Below are 19817 nucleotides of genomic sequence, written 5' to 3' on the forward strand. Positions count from 1 at the left end.
GGATGGACTTAAACATAAAAGCGCCCGGCTGGTGCCGGGCGGGAAATCTTATGGGATCAGGAACCCATGCGGTAGTTTGGTGACTCTTTGGTGATGGTCACGTCATGCACGTGGCTTTCGTTGATGCCGGCCCCGCTGATACGAACAAACTCCGCTTTGGTACGCAGGTCATCGATGGTCGGGCAACCGGTCAGCCCCATGCAGGAGCGCAGGCCGCCCATCTGCTGATGCACGATCTCTTTCAGACGGCCTTTATAGGCCACGCGCCCTTCGATCCCTTCCGGCACCAGTTTGTCCGCGGCGTTATCGCTCTGGAAGTAACGGTCAGACGAGCCTTTGGACATCGCGCCGAGGGAACCCATACCACGGTAAGATTTAAAGGCACGGCCCTGATACAACTCGATTTCGCCCGGTGATTCTTCGGTACCCGCCAGCATAGATCCCACCATCACGGCAGCGGCACCCGCGGCGATGGCTTTGGCGATATCACCGGAGAAGCGGATACCGCCATCGGCAATCACCGGAATACCGGTGCCTTCCAGTGCGGCAACCGCATCAGAAACGGCGGTGATCTGCGGTACGCCCACGCCGGTTACGATACGGGTGGTGCAGATAGAGCCCGGGCCGATGCCCACTTTCACCGCGCTGACGCCGGCATTTGCCAGTGCCAGTGCGCCTGCGCCGGTTGCCACGTTGCCGCCAATAATTTCCAGATCCGGATATTTGGCGCGGGTTTCGCGGATACGCTGCAGCACACCCTCAGAGTGACCATGCGAAGAGTCAATCAGCAGCACGTCGACGCCCGCGGCGACCAGCGCATCCACGCGCTCTTCGTTACCGGCACCGGCACCCACGGCTGCGCCTACGCGCAGACGGCCCTGCGCATCTTTACAGGCGTTAGGTTTACGTTCTGCTTTCTGGAAGTCTTTAACCGTAATCATGCCCAGCAGGTGGAAGCTGTCATCCACGACCAGCGCTTTTTCCACGCGCTTTTCGTGCATTTTCTGCAGCACCACATCACGCGCTTCACCCTCTTTCACCGTGACCAGGCGCTCTTTTGGCGTCATCACGGCGGTTACAGGCTGCGTCAGATCGGTAACGAAACGCACGTCACGGCCGGTAATGATGCCCACCAGTTCATTACTGGCGTTCACCACCGGATAACCGGCAAACCCGTTGCGCTCAGTCAGCGCTTTCACTTCCGCCAGCGTCGTGGTAGGCAGTACGGTCTGTGGCTCCGTGACCACGCCGCTTTCGTGCTTCTTCACTTTGCGGACTTCGTCAGCCTGACGCTCAATCGACATATTTTTATGGATAAAGCCCAGACCGCCTTCCTGCGCCAGCGCAATCGCCAGACCCGCTTCGGTCACGGTGTCCATCGCTGCGGAGAGCATTGGAATATTGAGGCGAATGTTTTTAGTCAGTTGGGTGCTGAGGTCAGCCGTGTTGGGAAGAACAGTGGAGTGAGCGGGAACGAGCAGGACGTCGTCAAATGTGAGGGCTTCTTTCGCGATTCTTAACATTGCAATATCTCCACCTGGGGCGTTGAAAACAGATAAAATATTGCCGCGGCATTATACAGGCCGAAATCGATTGCCTCCAGTGTTTTTTAGGAAAAGCGCTTGATCCTGTGGGACAGCCATGTAGTATCGGTTAATTAACCCTCTGATTTAAAATTTGATCCTCATCACATGTCGCTACCGCCAACCGCCAGTATTTTTACCGTCAGCCGTCTGAACACCACGGTGCGTCAGCTGCTGGAAAATGAGATGGGCCTGGTGTGGCTCAGCGCTGAGATCTCGAATTTTACCCAGCCGGCCTCCGGTCACTGGTACTTTACGCTGAAAGACGATGGCGCACAGGTACGCTGTGCCATGTTCCGTAACAGCAATCGTCGCGTCAGCTTCCGCCCGCAGCATGGTCAGCAGGTGCTGGTGCGTGCCAGCATCACGCTGTATGAGCCGCGCGGCGACTACCAGCTGATCATTGAAAGTATGCATCCGGCGGGCGAAGGCCTGCTGCAGCAGCAGTTCGAACAGCTTAAAACCCGCCTGGCGGCGGAAGGCCTGTTCGATCAGCATTATAAACAGCCGCTGCCGGAACCGGCGCGCCAGGTCGGCGTTATCACCTCTGCCACCGGGGCGGCGCTGCATGACGTATTGCGCGTGCTGCACCGCCGCGATCCCTCGCTGCCGGTGGTGATCTACCCCACCGTGGTACAGGGCGTGGACGCGCCGGCGGCAATCGTGCGCGCCATTGAACTGGCCAACCAGCGCAATGAGTGTGATGTGCTGATCGTCGGTCGCGGCGGCGGTTCGCTGGAAGATTTATGGAGCTTCAACGACGAGCGCGTGGCGCGGGCCATTTTTGCCAGCCGCCTGCCAATCGTCAGCGCGGTGGGCCATGAAACGGACATCACCATCGCCGATTTTGTCGCTGACCTGCGCGCGCCGACACCGTCGGCGGCGGCCGAGCTGGTCAGCCGTAATCAGCTTGAACTGCTGCGCCGCCTGCAGTCACAGCAGCAGCGCCTGGAAATGGCAATGGATTATTATGTGGCGCAGCAGCAGCGCCGCTTTACGCGTCTGCAGCATCGCCTGCAGCAGCAGCATCCGCAGCTGCGGCTGGCCCGCCAGCAGACGGCGCTGTTTCAGCTGCAGCGCCGTCTGAATGAGGCGATGGAACTGCGGTTGCGCAGCGCCCGTCTTCAGCAGGAACGTCTGGTCCAGCGTCTCAACCACCAGCAGCCGCAGGGGCGCATTCTGCGCGCGCAGCAGCAGCTGCAGCAGTGGCACTATCGTTTACAGCAGGGGCTGGAAAAGCAGCTCAGCCATAACCGGCAGCGCTTTGGCGCACTGGCGGCGCAGCTGGAAGCCGTCAGCCCGCTGGCAACGCTGGCACGCGGCTTCAGCGTCACCACCGACACCCGCGGCCTGGTCGTGAAAAAAACCGCTCAGCTGCAACCCGGTGATGTGCTGCGTACCCGGCTGGATGATGGCTGGGTTGAGAGCGCAGTCACCGCGCTGCAGCCGGAAAAAAAGCGCCGCCGTAAATCGTCGTAATACGGTAAACGGACCGCCAGCCTGCGCGGACCCGTCTATACTTCCATCAGGATCGTTAATGGGAGTTAGACATGACTTACAGCGTTATTCCTCCGTATATACTGCGTAACATCATTGATAATTGCTCCGGCGCTCAGCAGGATTATGCGCGTCGTACCCTCACCCATGTCCAGCAACTGATGGCACAGCATAACCATACCGCCAGCGCTGCCGGTACCGCGCGGCCCGGCAGCGTGCTGCGCGCCATTTATGATGCGCAAAACACGCAGAATCTGCCCGGCACCTTAATCCGCGCAGAGGGCCAGTCCGGTAATGGCGACGTGGCGGCTGAAGAAGCCTGGAATTACCTCGGCGTCACTTATGATTTCTACTGGAACGTCTACAAACGTAACTCGCTGGATAACAAAGGCCTGAAGCTGGACGGCACGGTGCATTATGGCCAGGAGTATCAGAACGCCTTCTGGAACGGCCAGCAGATGGTATTTGGCGACGGCGATGGCGAAATATTTAACCGCTTTACGATTGCGATTGACGTAGTGGCGCATGAACTGACGCACGGCGTGACGGAAACCGAAGCCGGGCTGATCTATTTCCAGCAGGCCGGCGCGCTCAATGAATCGATGTCCGACGTTTTTGGTTCGCTGGTGAAGCAGTATCACCTGCAACAGCGTGCCGATCAGGCCGACTGGATCATTGGTGAAGGCCTGCTGGCCAAAGGCATTCATGGCCGCGGACTGCGTTCCATGTCGCAACCGGGCACCGCCTATGACGACCCGCTGCTGGGCAAAGACCCGCAGCCGGCGGACATGGCGCACTACATCGACACGCGCGAAGATAACGGCGGCGTGCACCTTAACTCCGGTATTCCCAACCGCGCCTTCTACCTTGCTGCCACCGCGCTGGGCGGCTTCGCCTGGGAACAGGCCGGTCAGGCATGGTATGACGCGCTGTGCGACAAAGCCCTGCCGCAGAACGCCGATTTCAGCACCTTTGCACGCTTTACCGTGCAGCATGCCGAGACGCGTTTTGACCGCACCGTCGCGGATGCCATCCAGTCTGCATGGCAGCAGGTAGGTGTGAAGTGAACGTTGAGCTGACCGACGACGCGATTATTGAACTGGCGCGTGAAGGCGGCATTGCATTTATCCCCAGGCTGCGCGGCGAGCGGCGGTTTGCGCTGGCGCAGCTGCCGGAGCCGCAAAAAGAGCGCGTCTGTCACGTGCTGGAGCGGGCGCTGCCGCTGGGCGAACCGGAAGAAAAGGCGGCGGATATTGGCCGCGGCGACCAGCGCTACTTTCGCATTCAGATCACCTACGCCACGCGGCAGGAAGCGGGCTCGCTGGTGATTCTGATTCCGGAAACCGTCGCGCCGCCAGAGTTACAGGCGCTGTGGCGTGACGGCCAGTAAAGCGCTGCACGCGCACCCAGCGAAGCGGCAGTAGCGGACTATACTCAATAACGTGGCTGGCTGGTCCACATCAAAGAACACACCCTTCGATGAGGTCTCTGCTATGACACAACATAAGCAACGAGGCGGTGCCGGGAACTTTGCAGAGGACCCGGAGCGCGCCAGGGAAGCCGGTCGTGCTGGCGGCAAAGTCAGCGGGGGCAATTTCAGAAACGATCCTGAAAGGGCCAGGGAAGCTGGAAGAAAAGGAGGACAAAAAAGCCGTCGCCCCTCTAAGCAGCAGTAATTCAGGTACCTGACAGGAAGGCCCTGTCCAGGGACGGTAATGAAAAAGGCCGACATCATGATGTCGGCCTTTGTTTGTTAATGTGATGACGGGCTGTCAGGCAGCGCGTAGGCGATCACGTAATCCCCGCGATCCGGCGACTGGCGGGCACCACCGGCGGAAATCAGAATGTACTGTTTGCCATTCTTCGGTGAGACATAGCTGATCGGCCCGCCCTGGCTGCCCACCGGCAGACGGGCTTTCCACACCTCTTTTCCGGTTGAACTGTCAAAGGCGCGCAGGTAGTAATCCTGGGTTCCGGCGATAAAGACCAGCCCACCCTGCGTGGCAAGCGTGCCGCCCAGCGTCGGCATACCGACCGGCATTTGCGCATGCATTTTGATGCCAAACGGCCCGGTATCCTGCACGGTACCGACCGGTACCTGCCAGACAATCTGACGGGTTTTCATGTCGATAGCGGAAAGCGTACCAAATGGCGGAGCCTGGCAGGGAATGCCCAGCGGCGACATAAAGCGGTTTTTATTGACCGCATACGGCGTGCCCTTCAGCGGTACCGCACCCATGCCGGTGTTGATCGCTTCACCACCGTTGCTGCCGCGTGACACTTTGCTGGTGTCCTGCGGAATCATCTGAACCCACAGGCCAAGGCGCATATCGTTGACGAACATATACTGGTTGTTGGGATCAAACGAAATGCTGCCCCAGTTCATGCCGCCGAGCGAGCCGGGGAAGCTGAGCGATTTATCGGTGTCCGGTACGGTAAACAGTCCGTTATAACGCATGCCTTTAAAGGCGATACGGCAGGCCAGCTGGTCAAACGGCGTGGCTCCCCACATATCCGCTTCGGTCAGGGTCTGATTACCAATATTGGGCATCTCCACCGAGTGCGGCTGCGTTTTGGTGTACTGCTCGTCAGGAATATGACCCTGCGGCATCGGCAGCTCTTCCACTTTTGTCAGCGGCTTGCCGGTCAGGCGATCCAACACCCAGATCATGCCGGTTTTGGCACCAATCACCACCGCAGGTTTGGTGGTACCGTCCTTCATCGGGAAGTCCACCAGGCTTGGCTGCATCGGCAGGTCAAAGTCCCAGAGGTCATTGTGCACCGTCTGGTAAACCCACTTCTCTTTGCCGGTGGTGGCGTCCAGCGCCAGAATCGAAGCGCCGTATTTGTGATCCAGTGCGGTGCGGTTTGCGCCCCACAGGTCGACCGATGAACTGCCCATCGGCAGGAACACGGTGTTCATTGCCGGATCGTAGGACATCGGTGCCCAGGAGTTAGGGGTGCTGCGGGTGTAGTGTTTACCCGGCAGCAGAATCGCGTTCGGATCGTCGTTGCCCGGGTCAAACGCCCAGCGCATTTTACCGGTGATCACATCAAAGCCGCGCAGCACGCCGCCTGGCATATCGGTCTGCACGTTATCGGCAACGCGGCCGCCTACCACGACCGTCGTACCTGCAACCTGCGGTGGCGAGGTCAGCTGATACTGCGGATCGGGCGCGCTGCCGAGACCCTGCTTCAGGTCAACCACGCCGTGGTCACCAAAATTCTCACACAATGCCCCGGTGTCGGCGTTGATGGCAATCAGACGCGCATCGATGGTGTTCATCAGAATACGGCGCTGACAGCTGTCACCGGCGGCCAGTACCGGAGGCGGCACCGGCGTAGAGCCGGGCTGGTCAGGCTGCTGGATCGGTTTGGTGGCATCGAAATAGGCGAGGCCGCGGCAGCGGTTCCACACTTCCGCCTGCGCGTTGATTTCGCGCTTCCAGATCGCTTTACCGCTATCGGCTTCAACCGCAATGACATTGTTATGCGGCGTGCACAGATAAAGGGTATTGCCAACCTGCAGTGGCGTCTGCTGATCTTCTGCGCCGTTACCGGTCGGGCTGACCGGAATATCACCGGTGTGGAAGGTCCAGGCTACCTGCAGATCTTGCACGTTATCACGCGTGATTTGATCGATCGCCGCAAAACGATCGCCCTGCGGCGTGCGGCCATAACTGCTCCAGTCCTGCTGAGGTTTGCTTTTATCCACCGGAATCAGCGGCAGCTGTTTGCCGCTGAAGGCCACGGTCGGATGCGGCTGGAACATCTGAAAGCCGGTGACGCCCATACCCACGGCAATCACCGCAGCAAGCGCATAAGAGAGGCCGGACAGCGGATTTTTGCCTTCACGCTGACGCAGCGCGGGCCAGGTCAGAAACGCAAACAGCATCAGACCGGCCGGCACCATCAGGCGCGACACCAGCGGCCAGAACGACCAGCCGGCATCAAACAGCGACCAGATCAGCGTACCGGCAAACACCAGAATAAACAGGGTGACGGCGGATGATTTGCGGCGGAAGAACTGCACCGCCGACAGCAGCATCACGATGCCGGCAATCAGGAAATACCAGCTGCCGCCGAGGGCAACCAGTTTGCCACCACCGATCGCAAAGAACAGGCCGATCGCCAGCAGCACCAGTCCGAACAGTCCGGACCAGAGACTCAGCCCTTTACCGGGACGAGCGGAATTTTCTGCCATAACACTTACTCTCCTGAAAATAACGGGCTGGCGCCAGCGAGCCGCAGCCATCGGGGAGCGATTTCCTGGCACACAGGGGCAGGAAATCGCTCCATTGCGCGTTATTTATCGTTGTGGGAACGGACACCAGGCCCGTAATCGCGCGCCTGTCAGGCGGCGTGCAGCGGTGATCCCGGCAGCGCCTGTTACAGGGCGGCAGGATTGTACCACCTGGTACAATTAAAAGTGAATATCCATAACGCGGGAGTTACCGGCTAATAGCATTTTTGCTACAAATGCCGTCACGCAGCCTGACAGGTGGCGGCTGGCGCTGAGGAGCGGGCAAAAAAAAGGGCCCCTGCGGGCCCTTTTCATCTTAACGTTTTAACGTTTGTTCTTTTTCAGATGCGCCATCAGACGCTTACGCTTGCGCTGCTGCGTTGGCGTCAGCAGGTTGCGTTTCCCGGCGTACGGGTTGTCACCCTCTTTAAACTGAATGCGGATAGGCGTGCCCATCACGTTCAGCGAGCGGCGGAAGTAGTTCATCAGGTAACGCTTATAGGAATCCGGCAGATCTTTCACCTGATTACCATGGATGACCACGATTGGCGGGTTATAACCACCGGCATGCGCATATTTCAGCTTCACGCGGCGCCCCCGCACCAGCGGCGGCTGGTGGTCATCGGCGGCCATGTTCATAATGCGCGTCAGCATCGACGTGTTAACACGCCTGGTTGAGCAGTCGTAGGCTTCGGTGACCGATTCAAACAGGTTGCCCACCCCGCTGCCGTGCAGTGCAGAGATGAAATGCACGCGCGCGAAGTCGATGAAGCCAAGACGGAAATCCAGCGTCTCTTTGACTTCGTCTTTGATCTCCTGCGACAGGCCATCCCATTTGTTGACCACAATCACCAGCGAGCGACCGCTGTTAAGGATAAAGCCCAGCAGGGAGAGATCCTGATCGGAAATCCCGGCGCGCGCGTCGATCACCAGCATCACCACGTTGGCGTCTTCGATTGCCTGCAGCGTCTTGATAACCGAGAATTTTTCCACGGTATCGGTGATTTTACCGCGCTTACGTACTCCGGCGGTGTCGATCAGAATGTATTCACGACCGTCACGCTCCATCGGGATGTAAATGCTGTCACGCGTGGTGCCAGGCATGTCGTAGACCACCACGCGGTCTTCGCCGAGAATACGGTTGGTAAGCGTTGATTTACCTACGTTCGGACGACCAACAATCGCCAGCTTGATCGGCAGGCCGGTGGGATCGAAGGCTTCTTCTTCCTCTTCGTCCAGCGCTTCGCCATTCTCTTCCGCCGCTAACGCTGCCCAGTAGGCTTCGTTTTCATCTTCTTCACTCAGCGGCTGCGGCGCGACTTCATCCATCCACGGCAGCAGCGCCGTTTCCAGCAGGTTCGTCACGCCACGGCCGTGCGAGGCGGCAATCGGATGGATCTCGCCGAGACCCAGCGCGTAGAAATCCAGCACCGCGGCATCGGGATCCAGACCGTCGGTTTTGTTGGCAACGAGGAACGTCGCTTTATCACGTGAACGCAGGTGATTCGCAATCTGCTGATCCGCAGGCATTACGCCAGCGCGGGCATCGACCAGAAACAGCACCACATCCGCTTCTTCAATCGCCAGCAGCGACTGTTCCGCCATGCGGTTTTCCACGCCTTCCTCGGTGCCATCAATACCGCCGGTATCAATGACGATAAATTCGCGCCCTTCCACTTCGGCGCGACCATATTTGCGATCGCGAGTCAGTCCAGGGAAATCGGCCACCAGCGCATCACGAGTGCGCGTTAAGCGGTTAAACAGCGTGGATTTCCCCACATTGGGACGCCCAACCAGCGCGACCACAGGTACCATAACACTTGCCTCAGTTTAAAAATAAATCGCCCGAATGGCGTGATTATAACGACATTTAGCGGGAGCCGTCAGGCTGAAGGCGCAAAGCATACCATGCCTGACTAAAAACAGAACGGCTCCTGACGAATCAGGAGCCGTAAAAACAGCCGGGACGCGCGTCCCGCCGGGCCACAACCTTAACGGGTAATGGCGTAAACCTCGCCGCCTTTCGCCTGGATCAGCAGTTTATCGCCGGCGACCACCGGCTCAGTCTGGAAGCCATCGCTGTCCAGTTTCTGCTGCGCCACAAAGCGGCCGTCGAGCGTATTGATCCAGTGCAGGTAACCTTCGCTATCGCCCACTACCAGATAGCCGTTGAACAGCACCGGCGCGGTGAGGTTACGGTGCAGCAGATCGCTCTGACGCCACAGCGCCACGCCGCCATCGGCATTCAGCGCAATCACGCGGTCATCCTGATCCACCAGATAGATGCGACCGGCATCCACAATCAGATCTTTCACACCGCCGATTTCACGTTTCCACAGAATCTGACCTGAGCGCAGATCCAGCGCCGTCAGGTTGCCGTTGTAGGCCAGGGCGTAAACCACACCGTTAACGATCACCGGCGTGGTATCCACATCGTTCAGGCGATCAATTTCCGTCGCGCCGCTTGGCTGCGAAATACGCTGCTGCCAGATCAGCTGTCCCTGGTTCATGATTACTGCGCTGACACGACCGTTATCGCCGCCGACGATCGCCCCGCCAAAGGCGACGGCCGGCGCAGACTCGCCGCGCAGCGACAGCGCTGGCATATCCAGGTTCACGCTCCATTTGATGACGCCGCTGTTCTGATCCAGTCCCTGCAACATGCCGTTGCTGGTGTGCACCAGAACCAGACCATCGCTGACCACCGGTCGTGACAGCGCTTCGCCAGCCACTTTGGTCTGCCATGCGATGCCGCCGTCGCTGGTGTTCAGCGCAAATACCTGTCCGCGTTCACTGCCGATATAGAGGCGATCGCCACTGGCGGTAATGCCGCCCGACAGCAGCGCAGAGATGTTTTTCGAGAAGAAACCGGTTTTTTCAGAGAGGTCAACTTTCCACTTCTCTTTGCCATTGCTGGCATCCAGTGCTTTCACCACGCCAAAGCGATCCGCCGCGTAGACGGTGCCGTCCTGCCAGGCCGGGTGCAGATTTGAGTAGAAGTCGCCGACGCCGTCACCCACTGAGGTGCTCCACGCGGTTTCCGGGGTGAACTGATTTTCCACCTTGGGCAGCGGTGCCATTTTCACTACATCTTCTTCGCCGCTGAACAGCGAGCAACCGCTGAGCAGTGTGACTGAAATCAGCCCCGGCAGCAGGTATTTACGTAATTCCATGTGCGCTCTCTTGACTGGCTTAACTTAAGTTATTCATCTTCATCTGCAGCATCTGCTTCAGCGCAGGAGAAGCCTGCGATTCAGCACCCTTGCTCCAGGCATCCCGTGCACCCTGCCTGTCGCCTTTGCTCAGCAGCGCTTCACCGCGAATATCGGCCACAATGGCCGTCCAGCCTTCACCCTGCACGTTGTTCAGGGTGGTTAATGCGGCATCGGCCTGGTTTTGCTGCAGCTGAATGCGCGCCAGACGCAGGTTAAGCACCGCCTGCAGATTGGCATCTTTGGTATCTTTCAGCCCGCTCTGTAACAGCGTAATGGCTTTATCAAGCTGGCCGGCCTCCACGTACTGTTTTGCCAGATCCAGTGACGCCAGCGCACCATAGGTGTTGTGATTTTCATTAACGAAGCTGGCTACCGCTTCCAGCGTCTGCGGCTTGTCCGCCTGCATGGCGCGGGTCAGCTGCTGATATTGCGCAGAAGCGGCTTTATCTGCGCCTTCCTGATGACTGGCCCAGAAACGCCAGCCGCCCAGCGCGGCAATTCCGACAATCACACCGACGGCCAGCGCTTTACCGTTACTGGCAAAGAAGCGACGCAGTGCATCAACCTGTTCATTTTCGTTGCTGTAAACTTCCACGCAATCCTTCTCCTTAAAATGCGGTTACCGTGCTGCGCTTACTGCAGCAGCGTACGCAGGGTCGCCGCAGCGTCACTCTGCGCCAGCGTCTGCTGGTCGCCGGTGCGCAAATCTTTCAGCACCACCTGGCCGGCGTTGACTTCGTCTTCACCCAGCACCAGCGCAATGCGTGCGCCCCACTTATCGGCACGGGCAAACTGCTTTTTGAAGTTACCGCCACCGAAGTTGGTCATCAGCTTCAGCGCCGGGTCGGCATCACGCAGTTTTTCCGCCAGCTGCATCGCGGCGGACTGCACGCCCTGCCCCGAAGCGATAACATAGACATCAACAACGCGCGTCGGTTCAAATTCCGGATTCACGGCCTGCACCAGCAGTACCAGACGCTCAAGCCCCATGGCAAAGCCGACCGCCGGCGTGGCGCGGCCACCCAGCTGCTCCACCAGGCCATCATAGCGACCGCCGCCGCACACCGTGCCCTGCGAGCCGAGGCTGCGGGTTACCCACTCAAAAACGGTGCGGTTGTAGTAATCCAGGCCGCGCACCAGGCGCTGATTGATGCGATAGCGGATGCCGGCATCGTCCAGCAGTGCGCACAAACCGCGGAAATGCTCACGTGAATCGTCGTCGAGGAATTCACTCAGCGTTGGCGCATCGTTCAGCAGGGTCTGAATCTCCGGATTCTTACTGTCCAGCACGCGCAGCGGATTGGTGTACATGCGGCGTTTGCAGTCCTCATCCAGCACCTCTTTATGCTGTTCGAGGAACGCCACCAGCGCGCTGCGGTAGTTTGCACGCGCCTCCAGAGAGCCAATTGAGTTCAGTTCCAGTTCCACGTGGTCGGCGATGCCCAGCGCTTTCCACCAGCGCGCAGTCAGCATAATCAGCTCGGCATCCACGTCCGGCCCCTGCAGGCCAAAGACTTCCACCCCCATCTGATGGAACTGGCGGTAGCGCCCTTTTTGCGGACGCTCATAGCGGAACATCGGGCCGACGTACCACAGGCGCTGCTCCTGGTTGTAGAGCAGGCCATGCTCAATACCGGCGCGTACGCAACCCGCCGTGCCTTCCGGGCGCAGCGTCAGGCTTTCGCCGTTGCGGTCTTCAAAGGTGTACATCTCTTTTTCAACCACGTCGGTCACTTCACCGATGGCGCGGCTGAACAGCGGGGTGTGCTCAACGATTGGCAGACGGATTTCACTGTAACCATAGCTGGCCAGCACCTGCTTCAGGGTGCCTTCAATACGCTGCCAGATTGCGGTATCTGCCGGCAGGTAATCGTTCATCCCGCGAATCGCTTGAATATTCTTCGCCACGTTAGAATCTCTTAATACAAAAAAACCTGTCCGGCATCATACCTTATGAGGATGAAACCGCACAGGTTCATTCACAAACTGGCGCGCGGCGGGCGCGCACCTTCCGTTATTTTTCCAGCTGTTGTACGCTGATACGGCGGCTCTCATCCAGCATGGCGGCTTTGGCACGAATGCGCGCTTCCAGCTGATCGATCATGTCGTTGTTATCCAGACGATCGCGCTGGCGCACCCCATCTTCGTAGAAACCGCTTTTTTTATTGCCGCCGGTTACGCCAAGGGTAGAAACGGTGGCTTCGCCCGGGCCGTTTACCACACAGCCGATAATCGAGACATCCATTGGCGTGATAATGTCTTCCAGCCGCTCTTCCAGCGCGTTCACGGTGCCGATCACATCAAACTCCTGACGTGAACAGGTCGGGCAGGCAATAAAGTTGATGCCGCGTGAACGAATGCGCAGCGATTTGAGGATGTCGTAACCGACTTTTACTTCCTCAACCGGATCCGCCGCCAGCGAGATACGCAGCGTATCGCCGATGCCTTCAGCCAGCAGCAGGCCAAGACCAATCGCAGATTTCACCGCACCGGCACGTGCGCCGCCAGCTTCAGTGATGCCCAGATGCAGCGGCTGGTCGATCGCTTTCGCCAGCAGGCGATACGATTCAACGGCGAGGAAGACATCAGACGCTTTGACGCTGACCTTAAACTGATCGAAGTTTAGCCGGTCAAGGTGATCCACGTGACGCATGGCCGATTCCAGCAGCGCCTGTGGCGTGGGCTCACCATACTTCTCCTGCAGATCCTTCTCCAGCGAACCGGCGTTAACGCCGATACGGATAGGAATGTTGTGATCGCGTGCGCAGTCCACCACCTGACGAATACGCTCATTGTTACCAATGTTGCCCGGGTTAATGCGCAGGCAATCGACGCCATATTCAGCCACTTTGAGGGCGATGCGATAGTCAAAGTGAATGTCCGCCACCAGCGGCACATTGACCTGTTGCTTAATGAGTCTGAAGGCTTCAGCCGCATCCATGGTCGGCACGGAAACGCGCACGATATCCACCCCGACGCGCTCCAGCGCACGGATCTGGTTTACCGTGGCTTCAACGTCAGTGGTTCGGGTGTTGGTCATGGACTGAACGGCGATGGGCGCGCCATCGCCAACTGGCACCTTGCCGACGTAAATTCGCGTTGATTTGCGACGGATAATGGGTGCTTCGTTATGCATATTTTCTCTCCACAATTACCCGGAAAGCGCGCTGCGCGTTATTGCGCACCCAGCGTCAGTCGGGCAACCTGGTTATTACGGATAAAACGACTTAAATCAACGGGCTGATTCTGATATTGCACCTCAACCGCCCCCGGTGCGCCAATTTTCAGACGATACGGAGCCGTGCCGGATAAGCTCAGCTTACCGCCGCTGCGCTGCAGGCCGCTGAACAGCTTTTTGCCCGTGGCATCGGTCACTTCCAGCCAGCAGTCGGCTTTGAAATTCATCACCACGGCGTTGGGATCGCCCGCTGGCTGGCTGACCGCGGCATTGCCGGTTGGCATGCTGGCTGCAGGAACGCTGTTAGCCGGTGCCGGTGAGGTCGCCGCTGGCGGCGTGTTATCCACCGGCGCCTGGCTCGGGGCGACAACGGCGTTAGCGCTGCCGCTTGCCGCAGCGCTGTTGCTGCTGGCCGCCGGCGCCGTGCTGCCGGTATCCGGCGTCGCCACCGCACCGGCACCGTTATCGACCGGCGTGCCTGCCGCATTGGTGTCGCTATCGCTGGCGCTGTCGGTGCTGTTATCACCCAGCGGAATCGACTGGCTGTTGTCGCTGCTGCTGCCGTTCTGATCCGCCATCGAGACCAGATCTGCCTGCGAGGCTTTATGATTCTGCCACCACCAGGCGCCGGTGAGGCCCACCACGACAAAAATCACCAGCCAGGTGAAAATCATCAGCCAGCCATCACGCTTTTTACGGCGTTTACCTAATGAGAAGCTCTGCATAGGCTCGATTTTCGCGGCGCGCACCGGCGCCTGTTTCGCCATCATCGGCAGCAGATCATCTTCCGGAACGTGCACCAGTCGCGCATAAGAACGAATGTAGCCGCGCAGGAAAGTGGAGGCTAAATCCGCCGGGGATTTGTCCTCTTCAATGTCACGTACGGTGGAAAGTTTCAGGCACAGGCGTTCAGCGACGTTTTGCTGCGTCAGCCCCATCTGCTCACGGGCCAGACGCAGGCGTTCACCTGTGGAATGTACTGCAGATTTCTCTTGAGTGGCTTCAGTATTCATTAGCTAAATAACGCTGGTACTGTATCGATTGTGGAAAACTTCGCGCCAACCGGTCGCCATAACGTGTAACGTCAGCAGCGTTTCCCTGTTGCGCGGCGAAACGTATCTGTAACCACAGGCTCTCTGCCGTTGCGGGCAGGTGCTGATGGTAAACTTCTAAAAGCAGCGGAACGGTGTCCCGCTCTTGCTGATCGAGCCGCCTGTCCGCTTCCTTCAGCAGCGCACTGCCCTGCTCCGGTGCGGCTGCCAGCGCGTGATGCCATTGCGCACGCGCGGCGTCAGGCTCTCCAGCCTGCAGGTAACAATAGCCCGAAAACAGAAAGGCATCCTGCCGGGCCGCATTTTCCTGCGCCTCAATCGCCAGCTTAAACTGTTGATGCGCTTCGTCATACTGCCTTAAACCGCAGAGAAACGCACCGTAATTGTTAGCCAGATAGCCATTCGCCGGTGCCAGCTGCTGCGCGCGCTGATAGTAGTACCGCGCCCGGGCGCTATTCTGCTGCGCCTGGGCCACGCGCGCAAGCGCCAGCGGGATGCGATAATCCCCGGGAGCCGCCTGCTGAGCCCGCAACAGATTACGCTGTGCAGCAGCATACTCTTTCACAGCCAGATAATGCACGCCGAGCTGCAGGCGAATATCAGCGGCGCTGCGATGATGCGGCGCATCACTGACACAACCGGTTACAACAAAGCCAGCCAGAACAGCCGCGGGTAATCCTGTACGCATGCGAGTCTCTCCCTGAAAGTCCAGCGCAGAGACTGCCACGCCTCATGCCCGGCGACTATCACCGGGCACGATCTTTCAGAGCGCCTTCACAGAGATGGTTTCACCGGCCATTTTCTTGCGCAGCGTACGTTTGGTACGGTCAATCACATCGCCTGCCAGCTGACCACAAGCGGCGTCGATGTCGTCACCGCGGGTTTTGCGCACGATGGTGGTGAAGCCATACTCCATCAGCACTTTCGAGAAGCGGTCGATGCGGCTGTTGGAGCTGCGGCCGTAAGGTGCGCCGGGGAACGGGTTCCACGGAATCAGGTTGATCTTGCACGGCGTGTCCTTTAGCAGAGCCGCCAGCTCGTGAGCGTTATCCGTGCTGTCGTTGATGTGATCCAGCATCACATACTCAATGGTGACGCGGCCCTGATTGGCATTGGACTTGCCAATGTAACGCTTCACCGCACCGAGAAACGCTTCGATATTGTACTTTTTGTTGATTGGCACAATTTCGTCGCGAATGGTGTCGTTCGGCGCATGCAGGGAGATCGCCAGCGCCACGTCAATCATGTCGCCCAGCTTATCCAGCGCCGGCACCACGCCCGAGGTAGAGAGCGTCACGCGACGTTTAGACAGGCCGAAACCAAAATCGTCCAGCATGATGTCCATCGCCGGCACCACATTGTTGAGGTTGAGCAGCGGTTCACCCATGCCCATCATCACCACGTTGGTGATAGGACGCTGACCGGTCACTTTGGCTGCGCCGATGATTTTGGCGGCGCGCCAGACCTGGCCGATGATCTCGGAAACCCGCAGGTTACGGTTGAAGCCCTGCTGTGCGGTCGAACAGAATTTACACTCCAGCGCACATCCCACCTGCGAAGAGACGCAGAGCGTGGCGCGATCGGCCTCCGGAATGTACACGGTTTCAACCAGCTGATCGCCCACGCGAATCGCCCACTTAATGGTGCCATCGCTGGAACGCATCTCTTCCGCCACTTCCGGCGCGCGGATTTCAGCGCGCTGCATCAGTTTGCTGCGCAGCACTTTATTGATGTCGGTCATCTGCTCGAAATCGTCGCAGCAGTAGTGGTACATCCACTTCATGACCTGATCGGCGCGGAAAGGCTTTTCGCCCATTTCGACAAAGAATTCGCGCATCTGCTGGCGGTTCAGATCCAGCAGGTTAATTTTTTCGCTTTTCGGGGAAACCACGGCGGGGGAAGCGGACGCTGGCGTCACAATCTGTTCGGACATAATGTTCTCTGGCCTCGTTGTTACACGTTACGGCTCTGGTTAAGAAGAAGAAAAAAACACGCCCCTGCGGAGCCAGGCTCAGCAGGGGCGCATTATTGTACTACATCTGCTGCATGATGCCAGGGGTATGGTTTCAGCACACCGGAAAAGGTGTTAAGCCGCGTCCCTGCATCAGCCGCACCGCACTTAGCGGGTGCGCGGGCAGACTTCGTTTTCTGCGAAGAAGTACGCGATTTCGCGCGCAGCAGATTCTGCAGAGTCAGAACCGTGCGTTGCGTTCTCGGTGAAGCTGTCTGCATAGTCAGCACGCAGGGTGCCAGCCAGTGCGTTGTCCGGGTTGGTTGCACCCATCAGGTCACGGTGACGCTGGATAGCATTTTCACCTTCCAGAACGGAAACCACCACCGGGCCAGAGGTCATGAACTCAACCAGACCATCAAAGAACGGACGGCCTTTGTGCTCCGCGTAGAAGCCTTCAGCCTGCTCTTTAGTCAGGTGCAGCATTTTCGCGCCAACGATTTTGAAGCCTGCGCTCTCAAAACGGTTGTAGATAGCACCAATTACGTTCTTAGCGACGGCGTTTGGTTTGATGATGGAGAAAGTACGTTCGATTGCCATGATTACCTCTGATTTAGCATCCTGAAGAAACCGGAAGTCCACTCCCGGTAAGAAAACGCGCCGATTATAGGGAGATCGTCGCGCCTTGCCTATGAGTGAATGCTGGAATTATTGAAAATAATTGATTTCTGCCGCAACGCGCACCGCCCGCTGTGGCTGCCGGTCCTGCTCAGCTCCGCGTAAAGGAGAGCGAAACCAGCTGCCCGCCCTCATCCATTACCACCAGCTGATAGGTTCCCGGTGAGCTCAGCACCAGCGAGGCGCTGCTCTGCCCGGCCGCCTGCTCCACCGGCTGGCCATTAAGGAACCACCAGCGCTGCGTGCCCTGCCCGCCCTGCACCGCCACCGGCAGCAGCAGTACCGCGTGACCCGGCAGCGGCTGCACGCGCTGCCCGGCTATCACACCGGTGACCACCAGCGGCGGAACATTGCCGGACGTCAGCGGCGGACAGAGGAGATCGGCGGGCGGCAGACGCTGCGCCCGCCGTTCACTGGCCGGTAACCACGGCTCCAGCGGCAGCGGCCACAGCAGGCGTTCACTGCTCTGCGCATCCGGGCAATCTGCCGCCACCCGCCGCCCCTGACGGTTCAGCCAGATGCGCTGACGTAATCCGTTTACGCCCTCCTGCCCCGGCGCCAGCAGCGTCGGCGGGAGGGTGTGATTCAGCACCCAGCTCTGGCGACGCTGGCGGCAGTTGTCATCTCCCGGCGGCAGCGGCTGTCCCCCGGGCCAGCAGATGCTGGCGGCGCTGACCGAAGGCGGACGCGGATCGCGCACGATGCCGTCCGGCAGCCCATGCCCGGCCAGAATATGGCTGACCTGATTCATCACCGGTACGGCCGAGGCAAACCCGAACTGCCCTGCCACCGGCGTGGCATCCGGACGGCCGACCCAGACACCAATCAGATAGCGCGGCGTGATGCCGATGCTCCAGGCGTCACGATAGCCATAACTGGTACCGGTTTTCCACGCCAGCGGCACCACATCGCTCACCGTTCCGCTGGCCGGTGGCTGCGCCTGACCAGCCAGGATGCGACGGATAATCCATGCCGCGCCGGGCGAAAGCAGCGGACGCTCCTGCAGCGGCTGCTGCGGCAGCCAGCGTAGCTGCGCGGCATTGCCATGACGGGCAAATGCGCTGAAAGCCGCCACCATGTCATCCAGCCGGGCTCCGGTGCCGCCCAGCGCCAGCGCCAGGTTGGGCTGGCCGCCCGCCGGGAAACGCAGATCGAGGCCGGCATTTCGCAGCCGCGCCGCCACGCCTTTCGGTCCGAGCGCGTCCAGCAGCTGTACCGCCGGCAGATTCAGCGAGCGCTGCAGCGCTTCGCTGGCGCTGACCGGGCCGTGAAAGCCGCTGTCAAAATTGCCGGGGCGGTAATCGCCAAAGCGGCGCGGCACATCCTGCAGCAGCGATTCGCCATGAATCAGTCCCTCATCCAGCGCCATGCCATAGATGAACGGCTTCAGCAGCGATCCAGGAGAGCGCACGCTGGCGATCATATCAATCTGGCCAAAGCGGCTGTCGTCCGTGAAGGAAACCGAGCCCACATAACCGCGTACGTTCATGGTGTGATGATCCACCACCAGCAGCGCCAGCGAGGTGCGCGGCGGCAGCTGCGTTCGCAGCGCGTCAGCCAGATTTTCCAGCTCGCGCTGCAGCGCGACATCCAGCGTGGAGACAATTTTCGTCGCCGGTGAGAGCGACAGCAGACGACGCGCCAGCAGCGGCGCATGCTGCGGCATCTGGCGGGGCGGCAGCCATACCGGCTCCTGTTTGATCTCTGCCACCGTCGCCGCCGGCCACACCCGGTACGCCGCCAGCCGGTCCAGCACTTTATTGCGTGCTGCCTCGGCCCGCTGCGGCCAGCGATCAGGCCGCAGGCGGCTCGGCGCCTGGGGCAGCACCGCCAGCAGTGCCGCTTCGCCCTGGGTCAGCCGGGCGGGCGGTTTACCCAGCCATAGCCAGCTGGCGGCTCCTATGCCCTCTACCGTGCCGCCAAACGGCGCGCGGTTAAGATACAGCGTCAGAATCTGCCGTTTGGAGAGATGCCACTCCAGTTGCAAGGCGCGCCACGCCTGTACCATCTTGCCGCGCAGCGTGCGCGGTTGCGGATCAATCAGTCGCGCCACCTGCATGGTCAGCGTGCTGCCGCCGGAGACGATGCCGTGATGCAGCAGATTCTGGGCGCTGGCACGCACCAGCGCCAGGGGATTGATGCCCGGATGGTGCCAGAACCAGCGATCCTCGTAGGTCAGCAGCGCGTCGAGGTAAGCCGGGGCGACCTCCTCCGGCGTCACCGGGTAACGCCATACGCCCTGGCGGTCCGCGAAACGCCACAGCGGCGTGCCATCTTCGGCCACCACCACGCGGGCCGGTTGCAATTCCTGCAGCGGCAGCGGGTCAAGCCGATCCAGCAGCCCCAGGCCGGCGACCAGCAGCAGTAAAAAAAGCGGCAGCCAGCGCCACCGCTTCAGACGTCCCATGTGGCGCATCGCC

16 protein-coding genes are annotated in these 19817 nt (G+C 59.5%); 4 read left to right on the forward strand and 12 right to left on the reverse strand.

Annotated elements, in window-relative coordinates:
• Positions 1-56: 56 nt before the first annotated feature.
• Positions 57-1523: an IMP dehydrogenase gene (gene guaB, locus D8B20_RS12645; protein WP_145889203.1), complete on the reverse strand. Its 1467-nt coding sequence runs from the start codon at positions 1521-1523 to the stop codon at positions 57-59.
• 168 nt (positions 1524-1691) lie between these two features.
• Here guaB and xseA point away from each other — a divergent pair, with 168 nt between their 5' ends.
• The 4 genes from xseA (at position 1692) to D8B20_RS12665 (ending at position 4756) form a co-directional block, all read left to right on the forward strand.
• Positions 1692-3062 (forward strand): exodeoxyribonuclease VII large subunit, encoded by a 1371-nt coding sequence (xseA, locus tag D8B20_RS12650; RefSeq protein ID WP_145889204.1) that lies wholly within the window; start codon positions 1692-1694, stop codon positions 3060-3062.
• A gap of 71 nt (positions 3063-3133) precedes the next feature.
• Positions 3134-4147, forward strand: coding sequence for a M4 family metallopeptidase (locus D8B20_RS12655; RefSeq protein ID WP_145889205.1), 1014 nt, complete (start codon positions 3134-3136; stop codon positions 4145-4147).
• A complete protein-coding gene (locus D8B20_RS12660) occupies positions 4123-4470 on the forward strand; it encodes a protealysin inhibitor emfourin (protein WP_186454373.1) in 348 nt (115 codons plus the stop codon). Before D8B20_RS12655 ends, D8B20_RS12660 begins: the two co-directional genes overlap by 25 nt.
• A gap of 103 nt (positions 4471-4573) precedes the next feature.
• A complete protein-coding gene (locus D8B20_RS12665; protein ID WP_145889207.1) occupies positions 4574-4756 on the forward strand; it encodes a con-10 family general stress protein in 183 nt (60 codons plus the stop codon).
• A 77-nt stretch (positions 4757-4833) separates the two neighbouring features.
• On the opposite strand, the gene D8B20_RS12670 is transcribed toward D8B20_RS12665, so the two are convergent.
• The 11 genes from D8B20_RS12670 to pbpC form a co-directional block, all read right to left on the reverse strand.
• On the reverse strand, positions 4834-7284 hold the full coding sequence (locus D8B20_RS12670) for a glucose/quinate/shikimate family membrane-bound PQQ-dependent dehydrogenase (protein WP_145889208.1): 2451 nt from the start codon (positions 7282-7284) through the stop codon (positions 4834-4836).
• Positions 7285-7647: 363 nt separating this feature from the next.
• Complete coding sequence (der, locus tag D8B20_RS12675; RefSeq protein WP_145889209.1) at positions 7648-9138, reverse strand: ribosome biogenesis GTPase Der; 1491 nt, start codon at positions 9136-9138, stop codon at positions 7648-7650.
• 176 nt (positions 9139-9314) lie between these two features.
• Positions 9315-10496 carry an outer membrane protein assembly factor BamB gene (gene bamB, locus D8B20_RS12680; RefSeq protein WP_145889210.1) on the reverse strand — a complete coding sequence of 394 codons (1182 nt, stop codon included), beginning with the start codon at positions 10494-10496 and terminating at the stop codon, positions 9315-9317.
• A 19-nt stretch (positions 10497-10515) separates the two neighbouring features.
• Positions 10516-11133: a YfgM family protein gene (locus D8B20_RS12685; RefSeq protein WP_145889211.1), complete on the reverse strand. Its 618-nt coding sequence runs from the start codon at positions 11131-11133 to the stop codon at positions 10516-10518.
• 38 nt (positions 11134-11171) lie between these two features.
• A complete protein-coding gene (hisS, locus tag D8B20_RS12690; protein WP_145889212.1) occupies positions 11172-12446 on the reverse strand; it encodes a histidine--tRNA ligase in 1275 nt (424 codons plus the stop codon).
• Between the two features lie 106 nt (positions 12447-12552).
• Positions 12553-13674 carry a flavodoxin-dependent (E)-4-hydroxy-3-methylbut-2-enyl-diphosphate synthase gene (gene ispG / locus D8B20_RS12695; RefSeq protein WP_145889213.1) on the reverse strand — a complete coding sequence of 374 codons (1122 nt, stop codon included), beginning with the start codon at positions 13672-13674 and terminating at the stop codon, positions 12553-12555.
• A 38-nt stretch (positions 13675-13712) separates the two neighbouring features.
• Positions 13713-14729 (reverse strand): cytoskeleton protein RodZ, encoded by a 1017-nt coding sequence (rodZ, locus tag D8B20_RS12700; RefSeq protein ID WP_145889214.1) that lies wholly within the window; start codon positions 14727-14729, stop codon positions 13713-13715.
• Positions 14719-15456: a type IV pilus biogenesis/stability protein PilW gene (pilW, locus tag D8B20_RS12705; protein WP_145889215.1), complete on the reverse strand. Its 738-nt coding sequence runs from the start codon at positions 15454-15456 to the stop codon at positions 14719-14721. Before pilW ends, rodZ begins: the two co-directional genes overlap by 11 nt.
• A gap of 75 nt (positions 15457-15531) precedes the next feature.
• The gene (rlmN, locus tag D8B20_RS12710; protein ID WP_145889216.1) at positions 15532-16701 is read right to left on the reverse strand and encodes a dual-specificity RNA methyltransferase RlmN; all 1170 of its coding nucleotides are present in this window, start codon (positions 16699-16701) and stop codon (positions 15532-15534) included.
• Positions 16702-16887: 186 nt separating this feature from the next.
• The gene (gene ndk, locus D8B20_RS12715) at positions 16888-17319 is read right to left on the reverse strand and encodes a nucleoside-diphosphate kinase (protein ID WP_021506555.1); all 432 of its coding nucleotides are present in this window, start codon (positions 17317-17319) and stop codon (positions 16888-16890) included.
• A 169-nt stretch (positions 17320-17488) separates the two neighbouring features.
• Positions 17489-19804, reverse strand: a complete 2316-nt coding sequence (pbpC, locus tag D8B20_RS12720; RefSeq protein ID WP_370664112.1) for a peptidoglycan glycosyltransferase PbpC — start codon at positions 19802-19804, stop codon at positions 17489-17491.
• Positions 19805-19817 lie beyond the last annotated feature (13 nt).

Source organism: Candidatus Pantoea soli (assembly GCF_007833795.1).
In the GTDB taxonomy this organism is placed as follows: domain Bacteria; phylum Pseudomonadota; class Gammaproteobacteria; order Enterobacterales; family Enterobacteriaceae; genus Pantoea; species Pantoea soli.